This is a genomic window from Fibrobacter sp. UBA2449 (genome assembly GCF_002342555.1).
GTDB lineage: Bacteria > Fibrobacterota > Fibrobacteria > Fibrobacterales > Fibrobacteraceae > Fibrobacter.
The window spans coordinates 1-24,477 of record NZ_DDQF01000020.1; the positions used below are offsets into that span (position 1 = coordinate 1).

Annotated in this window: 23 protein-coding genes; 19 read left to right on the forward strand and 4 right to left on the reverse strand. The window is 54.4% G+C overall.

Annotation, left to right across the window (positions count from 1 at the left end):
* The 13 genes from B4B27_RS12840 to B4B27_RS12900 all read left to right on the forward strand — a co-directional run.
* Positions 1 to 636 (forward strand): hypothetical protein (locus tag B4B27_RS12840; protein ID WP_290727037.1); only part of this gene is annotated, 636 nt, incomplete at its 5' end.
* Positions 633 to 1,337 (forward strand): hypothetical protein, encoded by a 705-nt coding sequence (locus tag B4B27_RS12845; RefSeq protein WP_290727038.1) that lies wholly within the window; start codon positions 633 to 635, stop codon positions 1,335 to 1,337. The genes B4B27_RS12840 and B4B27_RS12845, both read left to right, overlap by 4 nt.
* A 203-nt stretch (positions 1,338 to 1,540) precedes the next feature.
* Positions 1,541 to 2,884, forward strand: a complete 1,344-nt coding sequence (locus tag B4B27_RS12850) for a M23 family metallopeptidase (RefSeq protein WP_290727039.1) — start codon at positions 1,541 to 1,543, stop codon at positions 2,882 to 2,884.
* A gap of 8 nt (positions 2,885 to 2,892) precedes the next feature.
* Positions 2,893 to 3,465, forward strand: coding sequence for an FISUMP domain-containing protein (locus B4B27_RS12855; RefSeq protein WP_290727040.1), 573 nt, complete (start codon positions 2,893 to 2,895; stop codon positions 3,463 to 3,465).
* 3 nt (positions 3,466 to 3,468) lie between these two features.
* A complete protein-coding gene (locus B4B27_RS12860; RefSeq protein WP_290727041.1) occupies positions 3,469 to 5,088 on the forward strand; it encodes a hypothetical protein in 1,620 nt (539 codons plus the stop codon).
* A gap of 21 nt (positions 5,089 to 5,109) precedes the next feature.
* Positions 5,110 to 6,234 (forward strand): ribosome small subunit-dependent GTPase A, encoded by a 1,125-nt coding sequence (gene rsgA / locus B4B27_RS12865; RefSeq protein WP_290727042.1) that lies wholly within the window; start codon positions 5,110 to 5,112, stop codon positions 6,232 to 6,234.
* 24 nt (positions 6,235 to 6,258) lie between these two features.
* Positions 6,259 to 6,873: a hypothetical protein gene (locus tag B4B27_RS12870; RefSeq protein ID WP_290727043.1), complete on the forward strand. Its 615-nt coding sequence runs from the start codon at positions 6,259 to 6,261 to the stop codon at positions 6,871 to 6,873.
* Between the two features lie 10 nt (positions 6,874 to 6,883).
* Positions 6,884 to 7,522 (forward strand): nicotinate-nicotinamide nucleotide adenylyltransferase, encoded by a 639-nt coding sequence (locus tag B4B27_RS12875; protein ID WP_290727044.1) that lies wholly within the window; start codon positions 6,884 to 6,886, stop codon positions 7,520 to 7,522.
* Positions 7,523 to 7,534: 12 nt separating this feature from the next.
* Positions 7,535 to 8,983 carry a DUF2914 domain-containing protein gene (locus B4B27_RS12880; protein ID WP_290727045.1) on the forward strand — a complete coding sequence of 483 codons (1,449 nt, stop codon included), beginning with the start codon at positions 7,535 to 7,537 and terminating at the stop codon, positions 8,981 to 8,983.
* A gap of 3 nt (positions 8,984 to 8,986) precedes the next feature.
* Complete coding sequence (locus B4B27_RS12885; protein WP_290727046.1) at positions 8,987 to 9,946, forward strand: pseudouridine synthase; 960 nt, start codon at positions 8,987 to 8,989, stop codon at positions 9,944 to 9,946.
* A gap of 226 nt (positions 9,947 to 10,172) precedes the next feature.
* Positions 10,173 to 11,489, forward strand: coding sequence for an FKBP-type peptidyl-prolyl cis-trans isomerase N-terminal domain-containing protein (locus B4B27_RS12890; protein WP_290727047.1), 1,317 nt, complete (start codon positions 10,173 to 10,175; stop codon positions 11,487 to 11,489).
* Entirely contained in the window at positions 11,489 to 13,405 is a 1,917-nt protein-coding gene (gene mnmG, locus B4B27_RS12895) for a tRNA uridine-5-carboxymethylaminomethyl(34) synthesis enzyme MnmG (RefSeq protein ID WP_290727048.1), read from the forward strand. Before B4B27_RS12890 ends, mnmG begins: the two co-directional genes overlap by 1 nt.
* 107 nt (positions 13,406 to 13,512) lie before the next feature.
* Complete coding sequence (locus tag B4B27_RS12900) at positions 13,513 to 13,818, forward strand: hypothetical protein (protein ID WP_173364992.1); 306 nt, start codon at positions 13,513 to 13,515, stop codon at positions 13,816 to 13,818.
* 61 nt (positions 13,819 to 13,879) lie between these two features.
* Here the strand turns inward: B4B27_RS12900 and B4B27_RS12905 are convergent, their stop codons facing one another.
* From B4B27_RS12905 to fabF, 4 genes are read right to left on the reverse strand one after another with little or no spacing between them, the layout of a single operon-like run.
* Positions 13,880 to 15,589, reverse strand: a complete 1,710-nt coding sequence (locus tag B4B27_RS12905) for an AMP-binding protein (protein WP_173380790.1) — start codon at positions 15,587 to 15,589, stop codon at positions 13,880 to 13,882.
* A gap of 23 nt (positions 15,590 to 15,612) precedes the next feature.
* A complete protein-coding gene (locus tag B4B27_RS12910) occupies positions 15,613 to 16,383 on the reverse strand; it encodes a polysaccharide deacetylase family protein (RefSeq protein WP_173380791.1) in 771 nt (256 codons plus the stop codon).
* A 7-nt stretch (positions 16,384 to 16,390) separates the two neighbouring features.
* Positions 16,391 to 16,519 (reverse strand): hypothetical protein, encoded by a 129-nt coding sequence (locus B4B27_RS12915; protein ID WP_290727049.1) that lies wholly within the window; start codon positions 16,517 to 16,519, stop codon positions 16,391 to 16,393.
* Positions 16,520 to 16,539: 20 nt separating this feature from the next.
* Entirely contained in the window at positions 16,540 to 17,787 is a 1,248-nt protein-coding gene (gene fabF, locus B4B27_RS12920; protein WP_290727050.1) for a beta-ketoacyl-ACP synthase II, read from the reverse strand.
* Between the two features lie 208 nt (positions 17,788 to 17,995).
* On the opposite strand from fabF, the gene B4B27_RS12925 reads away from it, so the two are divergent.
* The 6 genes from B4B27_RS12925 (at position 17,996) to B4B27_RS12950 (ending at position 24,476) form a co-directional block, all read left to right on the forward strand.
* Complete coding sequence (locus tag B4B27_RS12925; protein WP_290727052.1) at positions 17,996 to 18,382, forward strand: hypothetical protein; 387 nt, start codon at positions 17,996 to 17,998, stop codon at positions 18,380 to 18,382.
* Between the two features lie 194 nt (positions 18,383 to 18,576).
* A complete protein-coding gene (locus tag B4B27_RS12930) occupies positions 18,577 to 19,176 on the forward strand; it encodes a riboflavin synthase (RefSeq protein ID WP_072811528.1) in 600 nt (199 codons plus the stop codon).
* The gene (locus B4B27_RS12935; protein ID WP_290727053.1) at positions 19,163 to 20,404 is read left to right on the forward strand and encodes a bifunctional 3,4-dihydroxy-2-butanone-4-phosphate synthase/GTP cyclohydrolase II; all 1,242 of its coding nucleotides are present in this window, start codon (positions 19,163 to 19,165) and stop codon (positions 20,402 to 20,404) included. The genes B4B27_RS12930 and B4B27_RS12935 overlap by 14 nt, the downstream gene beginning before the upstream one ends.
* Position 20,405: 1 nt before the next feature.
* On the forward strand, positions 20,406 to 20,870 hold the full coding sequence (gene ribH, locus B4B27_RS12940; RefSeq protein ID WP_173380795.1) for a 6,7-dimethyl-8-ribityllumazine synthase: 465 nt from the start codon (positions 20,406 to 20,408) through the stop codon (positions 20,868 to 20,870).
* 37 nt (positions 20,871 to 20,907) lie between these two features.
* Positions 20,908 to 21,345: a transcription antitermination factor NusB gene (gene nusB, locus B4B27_RS12945; RefSeq protein WP_290727054.1), complete on the forward strand. Its 438-nt coding sequence runs from the start codon at positions 20,908 to 20,910 to the stop codon at positions 21,343 to 21,345.
* Positions 21,346 to 21,347: 2 nt separating this feature from the next.
* Positions 21,348 to 24,476, forward strand: coding sequence for a DUF2723 domain-containing protein (locus B4B27_RS12950; RefSeq protein ID WP_290727055.1), 3,129 nt, complete (start codon positions 21,348 to 21,350; stop codon positions 24,474 to 24,476).
* Position 24,477 lies beyond the last annotated feature (1 nt).

Here is a 24,477-nt window from a genome sequence, read left to right on the forward strand (position 1 = left end):
TACAGAAAGAAATTTACATCTTCGAATGTTTTATTGATTGCGAATGATGAATGTTCATTGGCGTATGATAGTTTTACTTTTTTATCGACAGCAAACTCTCAAGAAATTTTTGAATATCGTCAAGACGCATTTTCAAGTTTTTTTGGAAAGGATATCTTTCAAGGAGATGCTTTCTTTGTCTTCTATGAAAAAAATGGAATGCAGCGCCTGTATCGACTGAATTTAAATGGGGATGTGAATCAGACAACCGTATATCAGTTGCCACGTGTGTCTATGCTTCCTTGGCTTAATCCGGAGAAATATATCGAAAAAAGAAATTTTCTTCTACAATATGCAGATGCAAAAGAATGTCGCAAAAATGTTTCGTTGGACTCTGAAATGGTCAAAAAAATTCAAGGAATAAATCTAGAGAAACATGCGTATTTGCATATTAGTTGTGAAATAAACAATCCGTCAAACCATTTTGGCGATATAATAATGGGCTATCTGCAACAACACGAAAAGAAGAAGTACTTCTATTATAGAAGGTTTAAGCTTGCTATTGATAAAAAGCCAAGAGAATTTGATATATATACGAAGGTGTTTGATTACTTTGAAGAAATTGACTCGTCAGTTGTTTTTTTGAGGTGTAAATGAAAGTTGTTTTATTTGTGATGAGTGTGCTTTTTTTTATATCGTGCGTTACGTTGAATCATTCTTCAACGCCCAATTACCGCATTGTGGAAAAAAGAGTGGATTATTTTGATGAGTGGAATATTACCCGGATAACCGGTGTAAATGTCTTGAAAAGAGGGCCTATAGAGGATAGTCAGGAAATAATTCTAAATCCAGAAAAGCTCTGTGCAAATCTATTTGGAAATAGGCGCTTTTGGGGTGGAAAAATTTATGCAGAAGAATTGTCTGGCAATCTGTTGATTGAATGCTTTTCTATGAACGTTCCCATGAAAAGTGATTTTTTTGACATGGAGTTTTTGTTGTCTATATGGGATGGCCTTGTTGGCGTGAAAGATGATTCTTTGTACCATGTCGTCTATGGTGGGGATAGTCTGAGGGTGATTTCAGGTGTGTTCTTTAATCATAGAATGATTTGTAATAATGAGAATATTGAAAATTGCAGTTTGAATGAAAGAACTGAATCACTTCGGAAAAAAATTTATTTTGATGGCCCTTTTTTTGAGATTTCTATTCCTGCGAATCAAAGGTTTTTTTCAATTACGATACAGACTAATCCTAACGATCTTGAAGGCTATAAACCCCTGCAACTCGACTCGTCCATTCTCCCGCTCGAAAGCCCCGGCTATAAAAAACTTCGCGAGTACGAGGAGTCGTTGAAGTGACGTGAATAAAATTGCGTTTTTTGTTGTAAGCGAATTCATGACTGAAAATTAGAAGAAAGAAAAATACCCGGACATGGTGAAATGTTTGCCGACGTAATCGCCCCTTGAACATGGCAATGTGCTTGCTGATGAGGTGGTTTCGTTGTGGTTGCATTTTTTTTTCTAAATTATTGTTGTTGAACTTATTACCGGTGAATGCCTAGATGAAATTTCTGAAATACACGGTTCCCGTATTTTTTGCCCTGTTCCTCGCCCTGCTTTCCGGTTGTCACGAGGAAGAAACCCTGACGAACCTCCAGAAGGATGTCGCCGTTCTCGAAATGCGGGCGGATTCGCTGTACCAGGAGATTGACCGGCTCAAGAAAACGCCCTCCGATGTGGTGCTTCTCAGCGACACGGTCCAGCCCGGTAATGGTCCCTACGCGGTCCTGGAACGCATGAACATCTCCCGGAAGGAAATGGCTCAGTTGGTGAATACACTTCTCGACAGTGTTGACATGGGTAAGCTGAAGGTGGGACAGCGCTTTTACGCGCTGGTGGATTCTGCGGCGCATGCGGCAAAGGCTGAACATTCGGTGAAGGTCTTCCGTTTTCAGGAAAACGCGATTCTTGTCCACCTGGTGCACTGGGTGGATTCCGGATTTGTCTACAAGAAGGTGGAAAAACCCTTTGTCCGCAAGCAATCTGTCTACGAGGGTGTTCTCGAGAAGGGCGGCACCCTCGACGGCATGCTTTTCAAGTCGGGCATTCCGCAGCGCATGCGCGGCGTGGTGAGCGGCGTGTTGCAGTGCAAGATTGCATTCCAGAGCGCACAGCCCGGAGACCGTTTCCGCGTGCTTCTCGAGGACACGTTCGACAAGGATGGCGTTTGGGTGAGCGGCAAGGTCATCTACGCCGAGTTCGATGGACGCGTGGTGGGGCATCACGAGGCTTTCCTCTATTTCGATGGTGACCCGAAGAGCTCGTTCAATGCGCACTATACCGAAAACGGCGAGGCGCTGATATTCAACGGGCTCCGCTACCCGCTCGACAAGATCCAGATCGGTAGCCGCTTCGGCAAGAGGCTGCACCCGATTCTTGGCGAATACCGCCTGCATGCGGGCGTGGACTATCGCGCCAGTATGGGTTCCCCGGTGTATGCGGTGGCCGATGGCGTGGTGACGGTTTCGGGCTATGACGATGCGAGCGGAAACAAGATTGCCATCAAGCACAGCGATGGTTTCGTGAGCTACTACATGCACCTTTCGCAGAGGAGCGTGAGCGTGGGGACGCATGTGGCCGCCCGCCAGTTCATCGGGAAGGTGGGGTCTACGGGCCGCAGTACGGGGCCGCATCTGCATTTTGGTTTCAAGAACCCGCAGGGGCAATGGATTGACCCGCTCACGAAGACGATGATTGCGACTCCGAAGCTTGCGGGCGAGCGCCTCGCAAAGTTGCAGGGGCAGGTGAAGGATATCCGCAAGGAGATTGAACTCACCTTGCAGACGCCCGCGGTAAAGGCGAACGACACGACGGACGTGATGGTCCACGTGCGCGCGTTGAACTAGGAGAGCCCTTGCATAGAGCCTTGGTGACATTCCTGCTTTTGGCGCTTGCTTCTGTGGCTTTTGCCGAAGACGGCGCAAGGTCGGAGTTTACCGACAGCCGGGACGGCCGCGTCTATCGCACGGTGGAAATTGGCGGCCAGGTCTGGTTTGCGGAAAATCTGGCGTATGCGGCCAAGGGAAGCTTTTGCTATGGCGGTGCCGCGAAAGGCTGCTCGGAACGTCTGTACCCGAAGGATGTGGCCGAGAAGGCCTGCCCTGTCGGGTGGCGCCTGCCTTCGAACGACGATTTCCAGAAGCTCTATGGCTATGCTGGAAAGACGGGAGTGAGGAGCGTCGGCAATGCGCTGAAGGCGAAATCCGGATGGGACAGGAACGGCAACGGCTTTGACGATTTTGGTTTTGACGCGAAACCCGCGGGCTATTGCGAAAGCCGCAAGAAGTGCGAATACCGCGACTGCTTCCTCAGCATGTGGAGCTCTACCGAGAATATTTCCTGGAGCCTCTACTGTGTCGACGAGGATTTTAACAAGGGAACATATTCCAGGACGGCTGCCTTGTCGGTTCGCTGTATAAAGGAGTAGAAGATGAGATACGGGATGAAGATTGTGGTTGTCCTTCTTGCGGGAATCTGTTCCGCTTGCAATGGAGAATCGGAGCAGAAGCAGGAGGCCGTTCCTGTTGCCGATGTGAAACCGGCGCCCGTAGAGGCAGCCCCTGCGCCTGTAGAGGAGAAGCCCGTTGTCGAGGAGCACTTTCCCGATACGATGATGGCCTCGGCGCGTGCCCTCGAGTATGTCGTCGACGACGCTTCTACCGGGGTTTCCGGGACGATTGATTCGTTCGAGGATGTCTACGAGAAGACTCCGGGAATCTTCACGTTCCGCGGCGGGCTCAAGCGCAACACTCCGCACGAGGGCAAGGTCAAGGGGACGCCCTCGAAGATTACGGTCGCGTGGAAGTTCGAAACGGATTTCGACAGCGAGCCGACCAAGCTCGGCACATGGGGTGGCGGTTCCGGATGGACTGGCCAGCCGGTCTACGTGAACTGGCCGGACAGTATCGCCGACATGTTCAGGAATTCTTCCTTTGGCCTGACCGAGAATTTCAGCAACGAAGAAATCATGGTGGGCTCGCTCAGCAGCCACATCTACTTCATCGACTTCAAGACGGGCAAGGCCTCGCGCAAGGCGATTGATGTCACGAACCCCATCAAGGGGAGCATCTCGCTAGATCCGTCGATGAACGGCAACCTCTACTTTGGACATGGTGTCCCCAAGAGCGACGAGGTTCCTTTTGGCGCGGGAGTCATCGACCTCAAGAAGCACAAGGTGACGCACATGTACAACCGCGACCACGATGCCTGGCGCGGTTGGGGGGCCTACGATTCTTCGCCGGTTGTTGTCGGTCAGTTTTTAATCCGCCCCGGCGAGAACGGCAAGATTTACAAGTTTATCCGCGAACAGGGTGGCCTCAAGCTCCATTCGAGCCTCAAGTACAAGGTCAAGAAGCAGAAGGCGGCTGGTGTGGAATCCTCGATTGCCGTGTACCGCAACTACGGCTACTTCGGAGACAACTACGGGAACATCATCTGCATCAACCTCGACACGATGAAACCCGTATGGCGCTATGACAACCACGACGATACCGACGGTTCCGTGGTGATCGATGTCGAGGACGGCGTTCCGTTTGTCTATACGGCAAGCGAAATGGACAAGCAGGGCGACAGCGGAATTTCTTACTTCGTGAAGTTGAACGGGCTTACGGGCGAAAAGGTCTGGGAACAGAAGTTCAAGTGCAACAAGGCAAAAATCGCGGGCAAGAGCTTCGACGGCGGCATGTACTCGACACCGCTGATTGGGCGCGGCGACTGCGATAGCCTCATCATCGTGCCCATCAGCATCCATAAGCCGGTCTTCAAGGGAGACCTTGTCGCCATGAACCGCTACACGGGCAAGGTTGTCTACCGCGTCCCGCTCGAACATTACGCCTGGTCTTCTCCTGTCGGGTTCTACGACGAAAGCGGCAAGCTGTATGTGGTGCAGGGCGACTGCACCGGCAACATGTATATCTTCGAAGGGGCGACGGGCAAGCGCCTGTTCTGCGAAAAGATTGGCGACAATTTCGAATCTTCGCCTGCCGTCGTGGACAACGCGCTCGTGGTCGGTTCCCGAGGCAAGGTCATTTTCAAGATGCTTGTGGAATAACCTTTTTAGTTGGGATGCTCGATGGACATGCTGGAAGATGATGAATTCCGCGAAATCAGGACGACGCGACGGGCGCACCGCTCCCGCCGAATCGACGCCATGCGCGAATGGGATTCGGGAATCGTCGACGAGCGCCCGACCAAGGAACGGTTCAGCCGCGAATTCAAGAAGGCGAAAATCAAGCGCATCAAGGACCCTGTCGAAAACATCGGCGAGGAAAACTGCGTCGAGGGCCTGGTCGTGGAAGTGCATCGCCGCACTTGCGAGGTGCGCCTTCCGGATGAAACCGTGACCGCCATGTACCGCGCGACGACATCGAAGGCGCTGGGCGAGTTCCCGGCCGTGGGAGACCGCGTGCTTGTCGGTCTGGTGAACGACGGCGATGATTCGGGAGACGGCGTGGGCTCCCAGAAGTATTGCATCGTGCGGGTGCTTCCGCGGAAAAGCGAACTCAAGCGCCCTGGCCCGCGCGACAGTTTCTACAAGCAGCAGACGCTTGCCGCGAATATCGACCAGGTGGTGATTGTCGCTAGCGTCGTGCAGCCGGAATTCAACTACGGGTTCATGGACCGCTTCTTGCTTGCGGCGAACCTCAACAATTTGCCGTTCGTTCTCGTGCTCACCAAGATGGACTTGCTGGAGGGCGAACTTCCGGAGTCGATACGCGACTTTGCAAGCATTGTAGACAAGTTTATTCCTATTTCCGTAAAGAACGGGGAGGGCCTTGAAACGCTGAAAGCCGAGCTCCAGGGCAAATCCTCCGTATTCAGCGGTCAGAGTGGTGTTGGCAAGTCGACTCTCGTAAATGCGCTCGTTCCCGATGCGGGCCTTGAGACGGGCGCCGTGCGCGAAAAGGACGGCAAGGGACGTCACACGACGATTTCTTCGAGTCTTTTCGATTTGCCGGGCGGCGGCTATGTCATCGATACCCCGGGTATCCGCAGCATCGGCCTCATGGACATGGATGCGGAATCCCTCGCGAAAATCTTCCCCGGCTTTTTCGAGAGCGACCTTTTTACCTGCAAGTTCAGCAACTGCCTCCATGTGAAGGAGGTGGGCTGTTCTGTGCTCGAAAAATTGCGCGATGGCAGGCTCTCGAAAGCGCGTTATGAAAGCTACCGGCGCATTCTCGGTTCGAAAGATTGATTATATTGTAATAAGAATCCCACTATGAAACAAGATATCCGAAAATTCCTTGTCTGCCTCGTTTGGCTTGTCGCCTCCTGTTGCGGCGGCGCCTTTGCGCAGAGTTCGAACGCCCCCAAGACTTCTACCGCCCCTGCGGCGACCGGAACATCAACCACCAGCATCCGGACCCCTATTTTTGTGGGTGGAGCGCTCGGTTTTGGTTCGGGAACGGGAGTCGGCTCGGAGAAGGGACTGGGGCTACGGCAGATTGAACCCATGCTGGGCATCTGGTTTCCTCACGTCGCGTTCTTCCGTGTGGGCTATGGATTCTTCGATTGCGATGAAAAGACGGATGACGGCGACAAGGTGGAAGTCGAACATACGAACCTCGATGTCGAACTGGGCGTCCAGCTGTTGGGCGATGTCTATCTTGTCGGCAACTATTCGAGACTCAAGGACCTTTCCGACGAGGGCGATGTCGCCTGGAACGAATGGGGAGTTGGCGTCGGGTCGCTCCTGAATATCTTTTCGAAGACGATGCTTTTTGCGGAAGTGGGCTACAGGAGGGTCCTGGAACATTACGATCCCTTCCTGAACAAGAAAGTCTCGGGTAGCCGCATCCAGTTAAATCTCGGATTTGCGGCCTACGTCTACTAGGCGGAGCGTGATGTCTGGTTTGAAGAATATTGCCATCATGGGGGGCGCGTTTGATCCCGTCCATGAAGACCATGTCAAGGTGGCACGGATTTGCCTTTCGCGTGGACTTTGCGACGAGGTGTGGTTCGTGCCGAGCCCCGATCGTTGGGACAAGACGCTGAACGCCGCGCCCGAAGACCGTTTTGCGATGCTTGAACTCGTTACTTCCGACGAACCCCGCTTTGTCCTTTCGGACCTTGAAATTGAACAGGGAGATTTTCGCGGTTCCTACGTATTCTTGAAAGGCCTTGCAGAAAGGTTCCCTGACAAGAATTTCCGCCTCTTGGTGGGTGCGGACAGCTACGAGAATATTCCGCACTGGCGCGACCCGCTTCATTTCTATGGCACGGAATATAACGGCCACCTCCTGCTTCGGGACTTTGAACTGATTGTCTTTGCGCGCAATGGCTACGTGCAGCCCGATGTCGCGGAACACAAGGCGAAGGGATATGCGGACCTTTTCTGGATTGGGGAAAAGGAAAATTTTGTTGGCCGGATTTCGAGTACGGGAATCCGCAAAAGCCTGCTTTGCAATCGTAGCGAAAGGCCGGACGGGCTTGCGCCAGAAGTCTATCGCTATATTCTAGAACATGATTTATACAGGGATTGATTTGGAGAAACAATGCAGTTGATTGACAACCTGAGGCAAAAGCCCGTAGTCCAGAAGGTCGAAAAGTTTTTTCCGGCAATAGCCTTTTTGGCGGGGTTCAGCTGGGATTCCATAACGCTTGGTCAGCAGATTGACCAGTCCGATTTGCTCTTCCTTCTGGCGTACTATATCGGCGCGTTCATCCTGGTAATTCTCCTGTCGGCACATCTGGAACATCCCGAAGGATGGACGAAGGAACGCCTGCAGGCTGCGAAATCGGCTTCCCCGGTGAAGGCGGAATCGAAGGTCCCGGAGAAAACGGATGCGGTAGAAGCGCCTGCCACTGCGCAAACAGAGGCTCCTGAGCAGGTGCCGTCGCAAAACCCGGCTTCGACCTCCAAGATTTCGGCCGTGGCCGGGAAAATGGCGAATTTTGCGAAGCCCGCAACGACAGTGGTCGCCTCGAAAATCAAGAACGTGGCTGATGCCTCGGCGACGAAACTCAAGAATGCTGCGGACGCCTCGACTGCGGAAGCCAAAAAGCTGGCTGACAAGATTGGTTACGAGTCTACCGCCATCCCCAAGAATGCCATCGTGGTGGAACACCGCTTTTTGGACCGAGAATGGAGCGAGGTGTGGAAGGACCGTTTCTCCTGGATGGTGCAGTTCTGCTTCGGAAGTATGTTCAGCGCACTGGTCGTCTGCTACTTCAAGAGCAGCGGTTCGCTGGCCTCGTTCCTTCTGGTGCTGTTTTTGGCCGTATTGCTGGTCGGTAATGAATTCCTCAAAAAAAAGTATGAAAGCTTCGGCGTGAGCCTCGCGTTTTTTTGCCTGCTCGGGACGATGTTCCTGAATTTTGCGATTCCGCACCTGGTACACCGAATAGGATTTATCTGGTTCTTTTTGAGCACGCTTGCGTCATTTGGCATCTGTGTCGGAATCCAAAAGCTGTCGCACCACAAGAGGCGCGTGCTGATTGCTCCGGCTCTGATCAGCTCGGCCTTGGTCATCGCCTATATCATGAACTGGGTCCCGCCTGTTCCGCTCGTGCTGAAGCAGCAACTGGTCTGCCAGAATTTTGATAAGAAGAACTACTCCTGCGATATCGACAAGCCGACATTCTTGCAGACACTCGGGTTCAAACTTCCGTCGGTTCATCGAATCGACGGTGCGGAAGTCTATTATCTTTCGTCGGTTTATGCGCCTGCGGAATTGAAGGCGGAACTGGAATACCGCTGGTACGTGAAGGATGAGGCGACAGGGGAATACAGGCTTACGGATAGAGTTTCTTCTGGCAGGATGGTCATGCGGGGTGGTCGCGAAAACGGCTACCGGAGCTACACGAAAAAGAAGAAGATTCCGGCTGGACGCTACCTTGTAGAAACGGCTTACAAGAATGGCGCTGTCATCGGCTCGCAGAAGTTCGAGGTCTTCGAGGATGGCCCGGCCCCCAAGGGCTTCGAACGTGATTCCTTAAGGTAACCTGTGCGTGCTCCGAGCGACATGTATTTCGAGAGCGAAGTCCGCCCGGAACAGGATGGGCGCCTTTTGCTCGATTCCCTGGTGGAACGCTTTACTTACCACAGCCGCGACGAATGGGTCGATCGTTTTGCTCGCGGGCTAGTTTCCCTGAACGGAGCTGTCGCGAACCTTGAAACCGTTGCTCACAAGGGCGACAAGGTCGTGTACCATGTTGAAAACTACGAGGAACCCGAAGTCCCGACAGATTTCGACACCGTGTTCGAGGATGACGAGTTCCTGCTTGTCGCAAAGCCTGCCGGAATCCCGGTGCACCATACCGGACGCATTTTCTACAACACGTTTACTGCCGTGGTGCGCCGTGCGACCGATTGCGAGACTGCGGTTCCCATGCATCGCCTGGACCGCGATACGGGCGGCCTCATGCTCTTTGCGAAATATGCGGAAACGGCGGCGCGCTTTCAGAAGAACCTGGACCGCATTCTTCTCCGCAAGTTCTATCTGGCGGTGGTGCGGGGGAGCTTTCCCTATGAGGAATACCGCTGCGACTTGCCCCTGCGCGAAGATCCGCAAAGCGCAATCCGCCTGAAGATGTTCCATTTCGAGGATGGAAAGCCCTGCTCGACGGTTTTCCGGACGCTTTCGCGGTTCGAACGCGACGGCGAGCGGTTCTCTGTGCTTGAATGTGAACTACTGACCGGTCGCAAGCACCAGATCCGTGCGCACCTTGCCGAACTCGGATTCCCCATCGTGGGAGACAGGCTTTACTGGCGCAATGGCTTCTATTACGAAAAAATGGCGACTTCTGGTCTTGATGACGAAGATTATCGCGTTCTCGGCGCGCATAGCCACATGCTCTATGCGTACAAGGTTGAACTGCTTTTGCCCTATTGGGACAGCCCGCGCACATTTGTCTGTAAGAATTTCCCCAGCGAGATGAAGACCCTCCTGGTCGACATTGACTAGCTTTTTGTTCTTGTGAATTTTTGCAGGATGCCCCCGAGGGGTTTGCCCCTATCTATACATAAAAACGGATGAGACGTCCAAATGAGCCCAAAAAGGCCTAAAAATTTTGTTTACGCTTCGGTTTTGCGCTGTTGGGATAAATTTATAGCGTCTCCCGTATCTCGAGCACGTATTTTTTTTATTTTTTGTCCGTAAAATTTTGAACATTGGTTCAAGGAGTTGAAAAATGAAATCTAAAGTGCTGTTTGGCCTTGCGTCTGTTGCCATGATGCTTGCCGCCTGCGATATGCAGGGTGGAGCCCAGTCCGAAGCCAAGATTACCCCGAATTCTACTGACGATCAGAAGTTCGCCTATATGTTGGGTGCCCAGTTCGGCCTCCATAACTTCAAGATGATTCCGTTGCAGATGGGTGAAGAACTTGACGAAGATGCCGTTGTCCAGGGTATCAGGGACGCCTACAAGTCCGAGAAGGATACGAACTTTAGGCTCCAGGTCGAACCGGATACGCTGAGGGATATCGGCTTTGACTACAATTCCAACGCCCGTGCCCGTATGGCGTCCATTCGCCCGGATAGCGCGACGAACGCCTCCTTCAACGGAGACCAGGCTAAGTTCCGCGCCTATATGGATTCGGCTATGAAGGCCCTCCCTGTTGTGAAGGCTCCCGCCCCCAAGAATCAACCCGTCGTTCTCGGTGCCGAGGCTACCCGCAACCAGAAGTTCTCCTACTTCATCGGTGTGCAGTTCGAAAACCAGTTCAGCAGCATCGGTGCGCAGTTCCAGACCGAATTCGACTTGAACTACTTCGTGCTTGGCTTGCGTGAGGCGTCTGCGAATGTCCGCGATACGACTGTAGCTCTTGCACTCCCTGAAGATTCTCTCAAGGCTGTCGGCGAACGCTACAACGAAAAGATGAAGGTCCTTCGTGAAGAGGCTATCAAGAAGGCTCAGGAAGCCGAGGCGAAACTCAAGGAGGAGGTGAAGGGCCTCCGCGGCGATACGCTTGTTAACGGCATGCCTGCCAAGATGAACTACAAGGTGAAGGTCACCGGCATCACGAACAAGGCCGAAAACCTCGAAACCTGGGCCGGCAAGCCACTCCTGATTTTCTACTTCTCCGCGACCTGTGGCCACTGTGCACACGCCGCTCCGCAGATTCTCGACATCGCGAAGGAATTTGCCCCGAAGGGACTTACGACGGTTGCCGTTGCTAGCGGTGGAAACAACAAGCCCGGCATCCGCAAGTTTGCCGACAACGCGAAGTTCGACGATACCGTCAATATCGTGTGGGACGAATCCCGCCAGTTCGGTGAACTCTACAGCGACGGTTACGTTCCGAAGGTCTACCTCGTGAATCCGGATGCCTCGTACAAGGAATACACTGCGTTCGAAAGCGAGAAGGAAACCCTCAAGCAGGAAATCGCCGCCCTCATGGAAGGCAAGAACGTTGAGTGGAAGATTGACCCGCCCAAGCCGGCAGTGGTCGATACGCTCAAGCCTGCCGCAGCCCAGGCGCCCGAAGCGAAGCCCGCTGCCAAGTAATGTCTCTCATTGCAGAATTCGATGTCGTCGTAGTCGGTGGCGGCCATGCCGGCATCGAGGCGACTCATGCCGCCTGGAAGCTCGGCGTTAAGACCGCCATGCTTACGATGGATGTGAACGCCATCGGACGCATGAGCTGTAACCCCGCCGTGGGTGGCGTGGCGAAAGGCCAGATCGTGCGCGACATCGATGCGCTCGGCGGCCTGATGGGGCTCCTGACAGACAAGGCGGGTATCCAGTTCCGCATGCTCAACATGAGCAAGGGACCTGCCGTATGGGGCCCGCGCGCCCAGTGCGACATGAAGTATTATAGCGAAGTTGCCCGCGAGGTGATTACGAACCTTCCCGGGCTTTCCGTTATCCAGGGGGAACTCGCCGCGTTCGAGCGCATGCCCGATGGCCGCCTGGAACTTACACTTTTGAATGGCGAACGCTACGTGACGCGTGCACTCGTGATTACGAGCGGCACCTTCCTTGCCTCCAAGATGTTCACCGGGCTTGAAACGAGTATCGGTGGGCGAGTGGGCGAGCCGAGTGCGGATAAACTTTCGGAATGCCTTGCCGCAAACGGCATTGTGCTTCGCAGGCTCAAGACGGGTACGCCGAGCCGGCTCGACCCGGATTCCATAGACTTTGATGAATGCGATGTGCAGCACGGCGATGATGTCGCCTGGCCCATGAGCGACCGTCATTTGGAAAATACTGTCCCCGGCCGCGATGCGGATTATTTCTGGGGCGATGCTGCAAACAAGTTTGTGCGAAACGACTGCGTCTGCTGGATTACGCGCACGAATATCAGGACGCACGATATTCTTCGCAGCGGGTTCAAGGATAGCCCTATGTTTAGCGGTCGCATCCACGGCAAGGGGCCACGCTACTGCCCGAGTATCGAGGATAAGATTAACCGCTTTGGCGACCGCGATGGTCACCAGCTTTTCCTGGAACCGGAACAGGCAGATATCGGGCGCGTCTACATCAACGGGTTCAGTTCAAGCCTGCCTGCGGATATCCAGCTTGCTGCAATTCACACGATTCCGGGCCTTACGCGAGCCCATGTGCTGCAGATTGGCTATGCGGTGGAATACGATTCCGTTGATGCCACGCAACTTTTCCCGACGTTTGAATGTAAGAAGGTTCCCGGACTCTATTTCGCAGGCCAGGTCTGCGGTACGAGCGGCTACGAGGAGGCTGCGGGTCAGGGGCTACTGGCTGGCATCAACGCGGCTCTCAAAATAAAGGGCGAAGGGCCCTTTATTTTAGGTCGTTCCGACAGTTACCTGGGGGTAATGGCGGACGACCTCACGAACATCCTGCTCGACGAGCCTTACAGGATGTTCACGAGCCGCGCCGAATACAGGCTCTTCCTCCGGAGCGACAATGCGGAAAATCGCCTCAAGGAACGTGCGCATGCAATCGGGATGATTTCGGATAACGACTTTGCCGACTGGAAACGCCGCGTTGAACTTGTCGAGACCGCCCGGAGGCGTCTTGCCGAGGAATCGGCCCTGCCCGAACAGGCGAACGCGGTTCTTGAAGCCGGTGGCCAGGCGCCCGCGACCGAGCGCACCCGCTGGATTAACGTTCTCCGCCGCCCGGGAATCGACCCCGAACAGCTGTTCAAGGTTGCGCTTCCGGACTTGCCGCTGACGCGCCGCGACCGTTGGTTCATGTACGCCGAAGAAATTTACGCAGGGTTCTTTGACCGTCAGGCCCGCGAAATCGACGACCAGAAGAAGATGGAATCCGTTCGCCTGCCCGAAGATTTCGACTACATGCAGGTGACGTCGATTAGCATCGAGAGTCGTCAGCGCCTGAACGCGCACAAGCCGCTCACATTGGGCCAGGCTAGCCGTATTCCCGGTGTGCGTCCCGCCGACATAACGGTCCTTTCGCATTGGCTCGAAAACCGGGGCTAGAGGACGGCTCTCCGAAAGACCGTACTTGCAAAATTAGCGTTTTTTTGCTATCTTTGCGCGCGTCAAATTAACATCATTGTCGATAGACATTTTCCAAGAGGTACATCATGGCAGAAGAAACAGAAGTCAAAACCACAGAAGAAGTCAAGCCTCAGGAACCGAAATCCACAGAAAAAGCTCAAGAAAAGAAGGCCCCGGCCAAGAAGAAGCGCCCGTTGAACGCCAAGCGCAAGGGTGCCGCTCCTTCCGCCAAGAAACCGGCCGTCTTCAGTGATTCCCTGGAAGACCGTTTCCCCGCCCTCGCTGCCAAGCTCAAGAAGCAGATCGAGGACGGCATCAAGCAGAAGATCAAGGAAGCCCAGAACGACCCTAAGGTCAAGGCCGCTTCCAAGAAGTTCGCTGCTGAAAAGTAAAACCTTGACACTTTTGAAAAAAGAGACGCCCCGTGGGGGCGTCTCTTTTTGTATACCGAATCTATTTTTCTTCGGGTGCCTGTTCGGTGGCCTCGGCTTCGGCCGAAGCGTCTGCCTTGTCCTTGTCGCGGATGGTGGCGCGGCGAATCTTTCCGCTAATCGTCTTGGGCAGTTCCGTCACGAAGTCGATGATGCGCGGACTCTTGTAGGATGCCGCGACGTTCTTCGCGAAAAGCTGCATTTCCTTCGCGAGTTCCTTTGATGCCTCGTAGCCCTTCTTCAAGACGACGGTCGCCTTCACGGCTTGGCCGCGGTCCTTGTCCTCGACGCCCGTCACCGCCACTTCAAGGACGGCGGGGTGCTTGTGGAGCACTTCTTCCACCTCGAAGGGGCTGATGCGGTAACCCGAACTCTTGATGAGGTCGTCGGTGCGGCCCACGAACCACAGGTATCCATCCTTGTCGCGGGTGGCGGTGTCGCCCGTATGGTAGACTCCGCCCTCGAACACCTTCTCGGTGCGTTCCGGGTCGCGGTAGTAGCCGCCGAACATGCCGAAGGGTTTCCCCTGGTCTATCTTGATGATTAGTTCGCCCACCTCGTCAGTGGCGCAGGGCTTGCCTTCGGCATCCACGATTTCCATGCGGTATCCCGGGGAGGGCATGCCGATGGAACCCGGACGCGGTTCGGTGAACCCGAAGTTGCCTGTGGTAAGCGTGAGTTCCGTCTGGCCGTAGCCTTCCTGCAAGCGTATTCCCGTCTGCTCGTAGAACTTGTTGTAGATGTCGGTGTTGAGCGATTCGCCTGCGGTAGTGCAGTACTTGAGGCTCGAAAGGTCGTAACGGCTCAGTCCGTGGTGCAATATGTAGCGGTAGACGGTGGGTGGAGCGCAGAAGGTGGTCACCTTGTATTCCGCCATCTTCTCGAGCAGCTTGCCCGGGATAAACACCTTCATGTCGTAGGTGAACACTGCGCTACCCGCAATCCACTGCCCGTAAATCTTGCCCCAGAGGGCCTTGGCCCAGCCGGTCTCCGCGACGGTGAGGTGCCTGCCCCCGTCCACTACGTGCTGCCAGTACTTTGCCGTCACGATGTGGCCGAGCGGGTAGGTGAACGTGTGCGCCACCATCTTCGGGTTCGAACTCGTACCGCTCGTGAAGTACACGATCATGATGTCGTCGTTGTGGGTCGCCTCTTCGCCTTGCGGGCGCGGGAACTTCGCGGGGTAGATTTCGTAGTCGTCGTAGAAACTCACCCAGTTCTGGCGGGCGGTTTGGCCTACGGTCACGAGCTTTTCGACGGACGGGCATTTTGTTTTTGCCTTGTCCACTTCCTTTTGCAGCGAGGGTTCGTCGTAACTCACGACCATCTTGATTTCGGCCGCGTTGAAACGGTATTCCAGGTCTTCTTCGGCGAGCATGTTCGTCGCGGGTATTGCAATCGCGCCAATGCGGTGGAGCGCCAGGAGGAAGAACCAGAACTCGTAGCGGCGGCGGAGGATGAGCATCACGCGGTCGCCCTTCTTGATTCCCTGTTCGCAGAGGAAGTTCGCCGTGCGCATGGAGGCAAGCGAGAGATCCTTGAACGTAAAGATGTGGTCTTCGTCGTTGTCGTCGCACCACACGAGGGCTTCGCGCTTGGGTTCGGTCTTCGCGTATTCGTCAACCACGTCGTAGGCGAAGTTGAAGTCTTCCGGGATAGTTATCTTGAAATTCTTGTAGAGGTCCTCGTACGAATCGAATTCGATACGGGAAAGAAACTTGCTTAACATCATGTTCGAATCCTGTCGTATTGGTTTTAGAGATCCCTGTACATGATTTTTTCGCGCATGGTGGAAATGTAGCGGACCATGTTCAAAATGCGTTTTTCGCCGATGGTCCTGAAATCCTTGTCGTGGAACACCAGGCGGTGTGTGCCACCCGGCAGGAGCATGCGGAGGCAGGCGTAGGTCTGCACGATTCCGAGCATCGCGGGCGGGTAGATGGAAAAACTGAGCGGCCTTGACTTGGTCTTCTTGATTCCGTTTTCCGTCTTCTGGTAGATGCCGTGGTAATCCTCGTAGTAGTCGAAGATGTCGAGGGCGAGGTTCTTGAGGTACTTGTTGCCGAACCAGATGGGCGGAATGAACCCGGAAGGCTTTTCTGTGCCGTGGGCGTTCCAGAGGGCTAGGCTGCGCTTGAGGAGCGTCTGCGTGAGTCGCTCGTTCAGGCCAGCGAATTCGGCCTCGTTATTCGAAATCCAGAGGGCGAACTTGCCCTGCAGGCTACGCTTGATAAAGAGGTCTGCGCGGTGGCGGGCACCGTGGAGCATAATCTCGTAGCCTTCCTGCACGAACTTCTCAAGTTCTTCGCGGAATTCGTCCGCCTCGGATTCGGGCACGGCCCCGATGGAGGGCACGACTGCGATGCTTATGGGCGAACCTGCGGCGTCCGCAAGTTTACGGATTTGCGTGCGGGCTCTCTTGAAGTTCGTCGCGCTGAAACTGTGGTAGCACAGGATGAACTTTTTCTTCTTGTGTTGGTTCGCTTCGGCCGCCTGGATGTCGAGGATGTCCTTGTTCTGTTCCATGGGTTACCTACTTGTCCTTGCTAGATGTGAAGGATTCTTCCTCGAGTTTCTGCGAAATGAAAAGGTGATAAAAGAAGAACAGGATTGCCGTCAGTGCGGAAATCTTGAGCCACGATTTAAACAGCCAGTCGGACATATGTCGCTCCTTGATTCTGGTTATTCCTTGAATTTCTTGATGACAACCACGCCGTTGTGGCCGCCGAACCCGAGCGATGCGGATACGGCGACGTCGATGTTGCCTTCGATGCCCTTGTGCGGCACGTAGTCGAGGTCGCATTCTGGGTCGGGGTTGTCGAGGTTGATGGTCGCGGGGTAGAACGAGTCCTGCACGGCGAGTGTCGAGATGATGGCCTCGATGACGCCTGCGGCGCCCACGCAGTGGCCGGTCATGCTCTTGGTACTCGACACCTTGATCTTGTAGGCGTGCTCGCCGAGCGCGATTTTCAGCATCTGCGTCTCGGTGAGGTCGTTCAGGTGCGTCGAGGTGCCGTGCGCGTTGTAGTAGTCCACGTCGGTGGGGGCGATTCCCGCATCCTTCATGGCGCGGATCATGGCCTTCGCACAGGTCTCTCCACCCGGGCGCGGGCTCGTGATGTGGTATGCGTCCGCAGAGGCGCCATAGCCTCCGAGTTCCGCATAGATCTTTGCCCCGCGGGCCTTCGCGTGCTCGAGTTCTTCCAGTACCATCACGGCACCGCCTTCGCCCATGACAAAGCCGCTACGGTCTTTGTCGAACGGGCGCGACGCCTTCGTGGGGTCGTCGTTGAACTTGTCGGTGAGGGCGTGCATGCCCGCAAAGCTCTTGATGGAATATTCGGTAATCCCGCTTTCGGAGCCTCCTGCAAGGCACACGTCGAGCCTGCCCGAGCGGATGGAATCCAGTGCGACCCCGATGGCGTCCGTGCCGGAGGCACAGGCGGTGCAGACCGTGTGGGCGAGTCCCGTAATCCCGAGTGCAATCGAGACGTTCGCGCACGCCTCGTTCGGGATGAGTTCCGGCATGGCAAGGGGCGAAACCCTGCGCTTGCCGCCTTCGATATACTTGTTGTAAGTCTCGTCGAGGATGTCCATGCCGGATAGACCGTTGCCGGCCACGATTCCGGTGGTGTCCTCGGCGAGCTGTTCGCGGCTGAGGCTTGCGTCCCTGACGGCTTCGTTCGCGGCCGCAACCAGGAATTGCGTGAAGCGTGCCATGCGGCGTGCTTCTTTCGGGTCCAAACCGTGTTCTTCGGGCTTGAAGTCCTTGACTTCTGCTGCAATTTTCACGGGGCAGTTGCTGGCGTCGAACAGCGTGATGGAGCCAATCCCGCACTTGCCCTCGCGGATGGAGTTCCACATGTCGGGGACTGATTTACCAACGGGGGTAACGGCGCCGAGGCCGGTAATGACAACTCTTCTTCTCATGGAGATCCTTGTTTCTTATCAATCCAAAGATAGTTTTTTTGGGCGGATGGCGGATTTGGGGGCGTTCAGAAGATGAAAATGGCGAAAACTACACGCGTGTAAGATTCTTGAAATGTTTTTGTAATTATATGAAAAATTGAAAAAAGGAACGTGCGGGCTTTTTTTTTGGTTATATTTAGTCTCGAACAACTTAAAGGAGAAACATATCATGAAAAAATTCTTGATTTGCACAGCAATCGCCGCTGCAGCCATGTTCACCGCCTGTGACGACGACGATTCTACCAGCGCTTCTGACAAGACCTACTCTTGCGAAGTCAAGGCCAATCTGGGGGCGCTTCTCGGAGACCTCAACATTTGTGCAGAATCAGCTGACCAGACCAAGATGACCAATGCTTGCGGCAAGGCTGGCGAAATGCTGAAAGCCCTTGGCATCGATGATGCCGCCAAGACCGGCACGAACTGCCCCGGCGGTTCCAAGAAGTCTTGCGATGGCAAACTCGATGGCGTTGACTACACAGTTTATTCCTATACCGAGGACGATGTGGAAAAGTCCTGCGATGAAATTACCGCGCAAGTGGATCAGCTCTACAAGTAAGAGCGATGCTCCTTCTTTAAAGGGCCCGGCGGTAATGCCGGGTCTTTTTATATGGGGTAAACTAATATTTTGCCCCTGCGCATACGCTTTTTTTCTAAATGGCGTCCTTTCAGGACGCATATAGATCGGCTCGGCTATGCCAACGCAATGCTTGTGTTGGCGCAGCACTCGCCTTTTTCTATATTTGCCGGCGTATGTTTACGGGAATTATTCAATCTACCGGCGAAATCGTCTCGATAGAGTCTCGGGGCGATGCGCTTTCGATGCGCCTCAGGTCGCCGGGATTTTTCAAGAATTGCAAACTGGGCGATAGCGTCGCTAACGACGGTGTGTGCCTTTCCATTGAATCTTGTACCGATGATGAAGCGGTTTTTTGCCTGATGCACCAGACGGTCGAAAATACCGCCTTCAAGCAGGCCGCAGTCGGTAAACTGGTCAATCTGGAACTTCCGTGCCGTGCCGATAGCTTTATGGGCGGGCACTTCGTGATGGGCCATGTGGACTGCGTTACCGAGGTCATCCAGGTGGTTCCGCGCGAAACGGGCGTGGAAGTCGACCTGAAGATGCCTGCGGACCTTAAACGCTACATTATCCGCCGCGGTTCCATCTCCCTGAACGGCATCAGCCTTACGGTCGCCGAGAAGTTCGAGGATTCCATCCGCGTGTGCATTATACCGGAAACCCTTGCCCGCACGAACCTGCGTAACTGGGTTGCCGGGACCATCGTGAACGTGGAAGTCGACATGCTCGGCAAGTACATTGAAAATTATCTGAAGGAACGTGACCTTGCTTAATACGATTGAAGAGGCCATAGAAGATTTTAAGAATGGCAAGTTCTTGATTGTGGTCGACGACGAAGACCGCGAGAACGAGGGCGATTTCGTCATCGCCGCCGAAAAGATTACGCCCGAGAAGGTGAACTTCATGCTCCACGAGGGCCGTGGCGTGCTTTGCTGCCCGCTGCCCATTCAGCGATGCCATGAACTGAATTTGACCCGCCAGACTGCGGAAAATACCTCGATTCTGGGTACGCCGTTCACCATCATGGTGGACAAGATTGAAGGCTGCACTACGGGTGTTTCCGCCCACGACCGTGCGGCGACGATTCTTGCCCTTTCGGACCCTGCTTCCAAGCCGAGCGATTTTGGCCGTCCGGGGCATATTTCGCCCCTGTACGCGCAGGAAGAAGGCGTGCTTCGCCGTGCAGGCCATACCGAAGCAGCCGTTGACCTCGCAAAACTTGCCGGACTAAGGCCCGCCGCCGCCCTTATCGAAATCATGAACGAGGACGGCACCATGGCCCGCATGCCGCAACTTCAGGAAGTGGCGAAGAAGTTCGGCTTCAAGATTATCTCCATCCGCGACCTCATCGACTACCGCCTCAAGAACGAGAAGCTGGTGCAACGCGTGGCCGCCCCGCATGTGAGTACCAAGTACGGCGACTTTACCGCATACGCCTACAAGAGCAAGACCGACGGCGTGGAACACGTGGCGTGGGTCGCGGGCAACCCCGACTTCAGCAAGCCGGTTTACGTGCGCGTGCACAGCGAATGCCTTACGGGCGACATTTTCGGGAGCCTCCGTTGCGACTGCGGCGAACAGCTCGCCGCCGCCATGAAGTTCATCGGCGAGCACGGCGGCGTGTTCCTGTACATGCGCGGGCAGGAGGGTAGGGGCATTGGCCTCTGCAACAAGTTGCGTGCCTACGAACTGCAGGAAAAGGGCATGGACACGGTCGAGGCGAATCTGCACCTCGGGTTCAAGTCGGACCTCCGCCAGTACGGTACGGGCGCGCAGATCCTTGCCGACCTCGGCGTGAAGGAAATGCGCCTCTTGACCAACAACCCGAGCAAGATTTCGGGCATTACCGCCTACGGCCTAAAGATTGTGGAGCGCGTGCCCATCGAAATCAAGCCGAACAAGGAAAACCTGTTCTACCTGCTCACCAAGCAGAAGAAGATGGGCCACCAGCTGCATATCGACGGCGCTGTGCCCCAAGAGAATTTGAAAGAGGAAAAATAAGATGGCTAAAGAAATCAAGAATTCCCTCAATGGCTCTGGCCTCAAGATTGCAATCGCGGTCGCCCGCTTTAACGAGGTGGTGACCGACAAGCTCCTGGAGGGGGCGCTCCGCCAGCTCGAACTGCTGGGCGTTGCCGAGAAGGACGTGACTGTCGTGCGCGTTCCGGGCGCATTCGAACTCCCGGGCGTTTGCCGCAGGCTCGCCGATTCCAAGAAGTACAGTGCAGTGATGGCCATCGGTGCCGTAATCCGCGGCGAGACGAGCCACTACGACGTGGTGGTGAACGCTTCTACCGGCGGTGTCGCAAGCATCGCTGCCGAAGGCAAGCTCCCCGTGATTCTCGGAATCCTCACGACCGATACCGTAGACCAGGCTATGAACCGAGCCGGCCTCAAGGCGGGTAACCTCGGTGCAAACTGGGCATCTACCGCCGTGGAGATGGCAAACCTTTACAAATCTATCTAGAGTCCATCTAACAATTAAAGACTAAAAGATTACGATTATGCAGAAAAGTTTTCGACCAGCCCGAGTCTTTGCGATGCAGCTCCTGTATTCCATGGAAATCACGGGCCAGACGGCGGGGGAGGCGCTTCCGGGAATTCTCGAAAGCCAGCCTCTGGATGACGAACAGAAAAAATATGGGATGAAGCTTGTGGACCTGGTTCAGGCGCACCACGACGAACTTGATGAGAATATCAAGACCGCCTCCGCGCACTGGGAAATCGAGCGTATGGCAAAATTGGACCGGATTGTAGCCCGGATAGCGATGGTCGAACTTCTTTACGTGGCGGATATTCCGATGAAGGTTGCGATTACCGAGGCCGTTCAAATCGCGAACAAGTACAGCACGGATAACTCGGGAGCATTTATCAACGGCCTCATGTCTGGGTTCATTCAGGCGCGTGGAATGGTTTCTAAATCTCAGGAAAAGGAGAATTAGTGATGATTAAGGAAAAATGGATGAAGCATATCTTTGCTGGGATTGCAGGGCTTGTCGCTCTCATCGTCTATGCATTGACGATGGCTCCTACGGTCAGTTTCTGGGATTGTGGCGAATTTGTCGCTTGCGCGAATACCTTGGGCATCCCGCATCCTCCAGGAACGCCTTTCTTCGTGTTCTTGGCCCGTGCGGTCATCGTGTTGCTTCCGTTCGTCGAAGAAATTGCGAAGCGGGTGAACTACATCTCGGTGTTCAGTTCTGCGGCTACGGTCTATATCACGGCCCTCTTTGCTTGGGAGCTCCTTGCCTCCGTTATCGATTCCGTCAAAACGGATGCGGACAAGCTCGGTCGTCCCATCTTTAGCAAGCTGTCCGACAAGTTAGACGGCAAGGCTCGCACCATCGTGCTCGGTTCTGCAGCCCTTGTTGCCGGTTTTCTTCTCACCTTCTCCGATACGTTCTGGTTCAACGCGGTCGAAGCCGAAGTTTACGGCGTTGCCATGTTTATCCTGATGCTTATCTCTTACCTCGGACTTTTGTGGTACAAGAATCGCGAAGACGAAGGCAGCGACAAGCTCCTGATTTTCATCTGCTATATCGCTTTCCTCGGTGTGGGTGCCCATCTTTATACGATGCTCACGGTTCCTGCAGTGTTTGTGCTCCTGCTTGTTGCCCAGCCCAAGAAGATTTTGGAACGTCTGCCCATTTGGATTACGGGAACGCTCCTCTGCTCCGTGATATACATGGTCTCGGCTTTCATCGAAATTTCCTTGGCCTGTCTCATCGTTCTTGCTGTGTTGACGTTGGCGAAACCGTTCTCTCCGAACGTGAACAAGGCTATCCGCCTTTCGCTCGCCTTTGCGTTCTTTGCGCTTGTCGGCTACAGCACGCACCTCTACATTCCCATCCGTTCGGAACTCAACCCGATTATTGACGAGAACGACCCGGAAATCAACATTCGCGATGACCAGGGCAACCTCCAGCTCGGCAACCTGTTCAAGGGCGAAAACTGGGTCGCGTTCAATAACTTCGTAGAACGTAAGCAGTACGGTTCCGAAAGCATGCTCACCCGCGCTTTCTACCGTCGCTCGCAGCTTGCGCACCAGGTGCTCTCGTTCCCGAACATGAGCTACGGTGGTTACCAGATGGCTCAGTATCTGCCTTACAAGGTGGGCGGTGTCAATTATTCGAACGGCGTCTATAGCTTTGATAAGTCCGAGAATGTGCCGCTGGAAAGATTAGGCCTCAAGTTCTCGACGCAGATGAGCACGATGGGCGACAAAATATTCCCGCAACTGCTCATATTCCTTATCTTTAATGGCCTCCTGGTTCTTGTCTGCGTATTCGTCTATAGGCATAATAAGCATCTGGGCATTTACCTCTCGGTGCTTTATGGATTGTGCAGCCTTGGGCTTCTGTTCTACATCAACTTTGCAGACGGAACCCGCATGGAACAGCGTGAACACGATTACTGGGTAAGCGTGATGACACGCAATGTGTCCGATTTGAATGCTGTTGGTGCCGGAATTTCGAAGGTGCCCGACCCGAACGAGCTCATCGACCTCCGTCAGGAAATCGAACACGCCAAGTTGAGCATCGAATCCCTGCGCAATCGTGGGGCATCCGCTGCGGAAATCGCAAAGTACGAACGAGTCGTCGACAAGGCAGAGCATTCGACGGCATGGGTCAACTGGAAGAAAATCGAGAGCGGTTTTGCTCAGCGTGGCCTGCGCGCTCCGTTCCCCGACCCCGTGCATATGGAAGTGCGTGAACGTGATTATTTCTACACGCCCGCATTCATCTTCATGAGCATGATTTTGGGCGTCGGCGCGGGTATCCTGGTGCTTACGTGTGCTACCGGTGCCTATGCTTCGATCGCGGCTCCCGTGGCCGCCGCGCTTGTCCTGGTGTCCTTCCTTGTTCCTTGTGTTTCGAACTACAAGGAACACGACCGTTCTGGTCTGTGGGTCCCGTGGGATTACGCCTATAACCTGCTCAACAGCTGCCGCCCGAACGCTATCCTCTTTACGAACGGCGATAACGATACCTTCCCGCTGTGGTTTGCTCAGGAAGTTGCCGGTGTCCGCAAGGACGTGCGCGTGGTGAACCTCTCACTCGGCAATACCGACTGGTACATCAAGCAGATGCTCGTCAACGAACCGATTCTCAAGTTGTCTTACGACAAGAAGACGATTGACAGCGACATGGTGCTCGACAACAGCTCCGCCCAGAATCCGAATCATTCTGTCGCGACCTGGGTGAACAGGGCTAACCGCCTCATGCCGCAGCTCAAGAGCCGCATCGAGCAGATGGAAGGTCAGCAGCTTTCGGCAGAAGATTCCGTGAAACTGTATACGTTCAAGACCCACTACCAGATCTGGGATGCCTTTGTTGAATGGGCTGCCCGCACCCGCAGTGGCGTGATGCTTACGCAGCACAAGTTGGTTCTTGACCTCGCGCTCCAGAACATGGACAAGCCCATCGAGATTTCGACGACGGTCGGAACCTCCAATTTCATGGGCCTCGAAAAGTACATGGTGCAGGAAGGTCTCGTCTACAACTTTATCAAGGGCGATCTCAATCCCAAGCGTAACGAGTTTGATGTTGCCTACGCCTCGGGCTTGATTGACAGCGTTTTCAAGTTCCGTGGCTTAGGTGATGGTACTGCGTTCATCAACGACGAAACTTCAAGGCTCCTTTCGAGTTATGTGTCGCTCTACCTCCAGATATCGTTCGCTGCCCGCGAAAAGATTGCGGCTCTTCGCGTCCAGAAGCCGTTTACCGCGGAAATGAAGGCCGAGGCGGAAAAACTTGCGGCATCGTCCGTCAAGTATCTGGAACTTGGCATGAAGCAGTTCCCGCAGGAATGGCGCTGCTACTGGGCCGCCGGTTTTGTCTACGACATCGTGGGCGAGAAGCAGAAAGCGCTGGATGCTCTGGAACAGGGCTTGAAGAGCGTTTCGGAGTATGACGATGTGGGACTCTACCGATTGAAGATGAGTGTTGAGCAAATCAAGAACAGTCCTGCGAAGCCGATGACGGTCGATGAAATTGTCCCGGCCGCAGCAGATAGCGTTCAGGCAGATTCTGCGAAGGTGGATTCACCCACGGTCGTTGCGGCGGTGAAGTAGT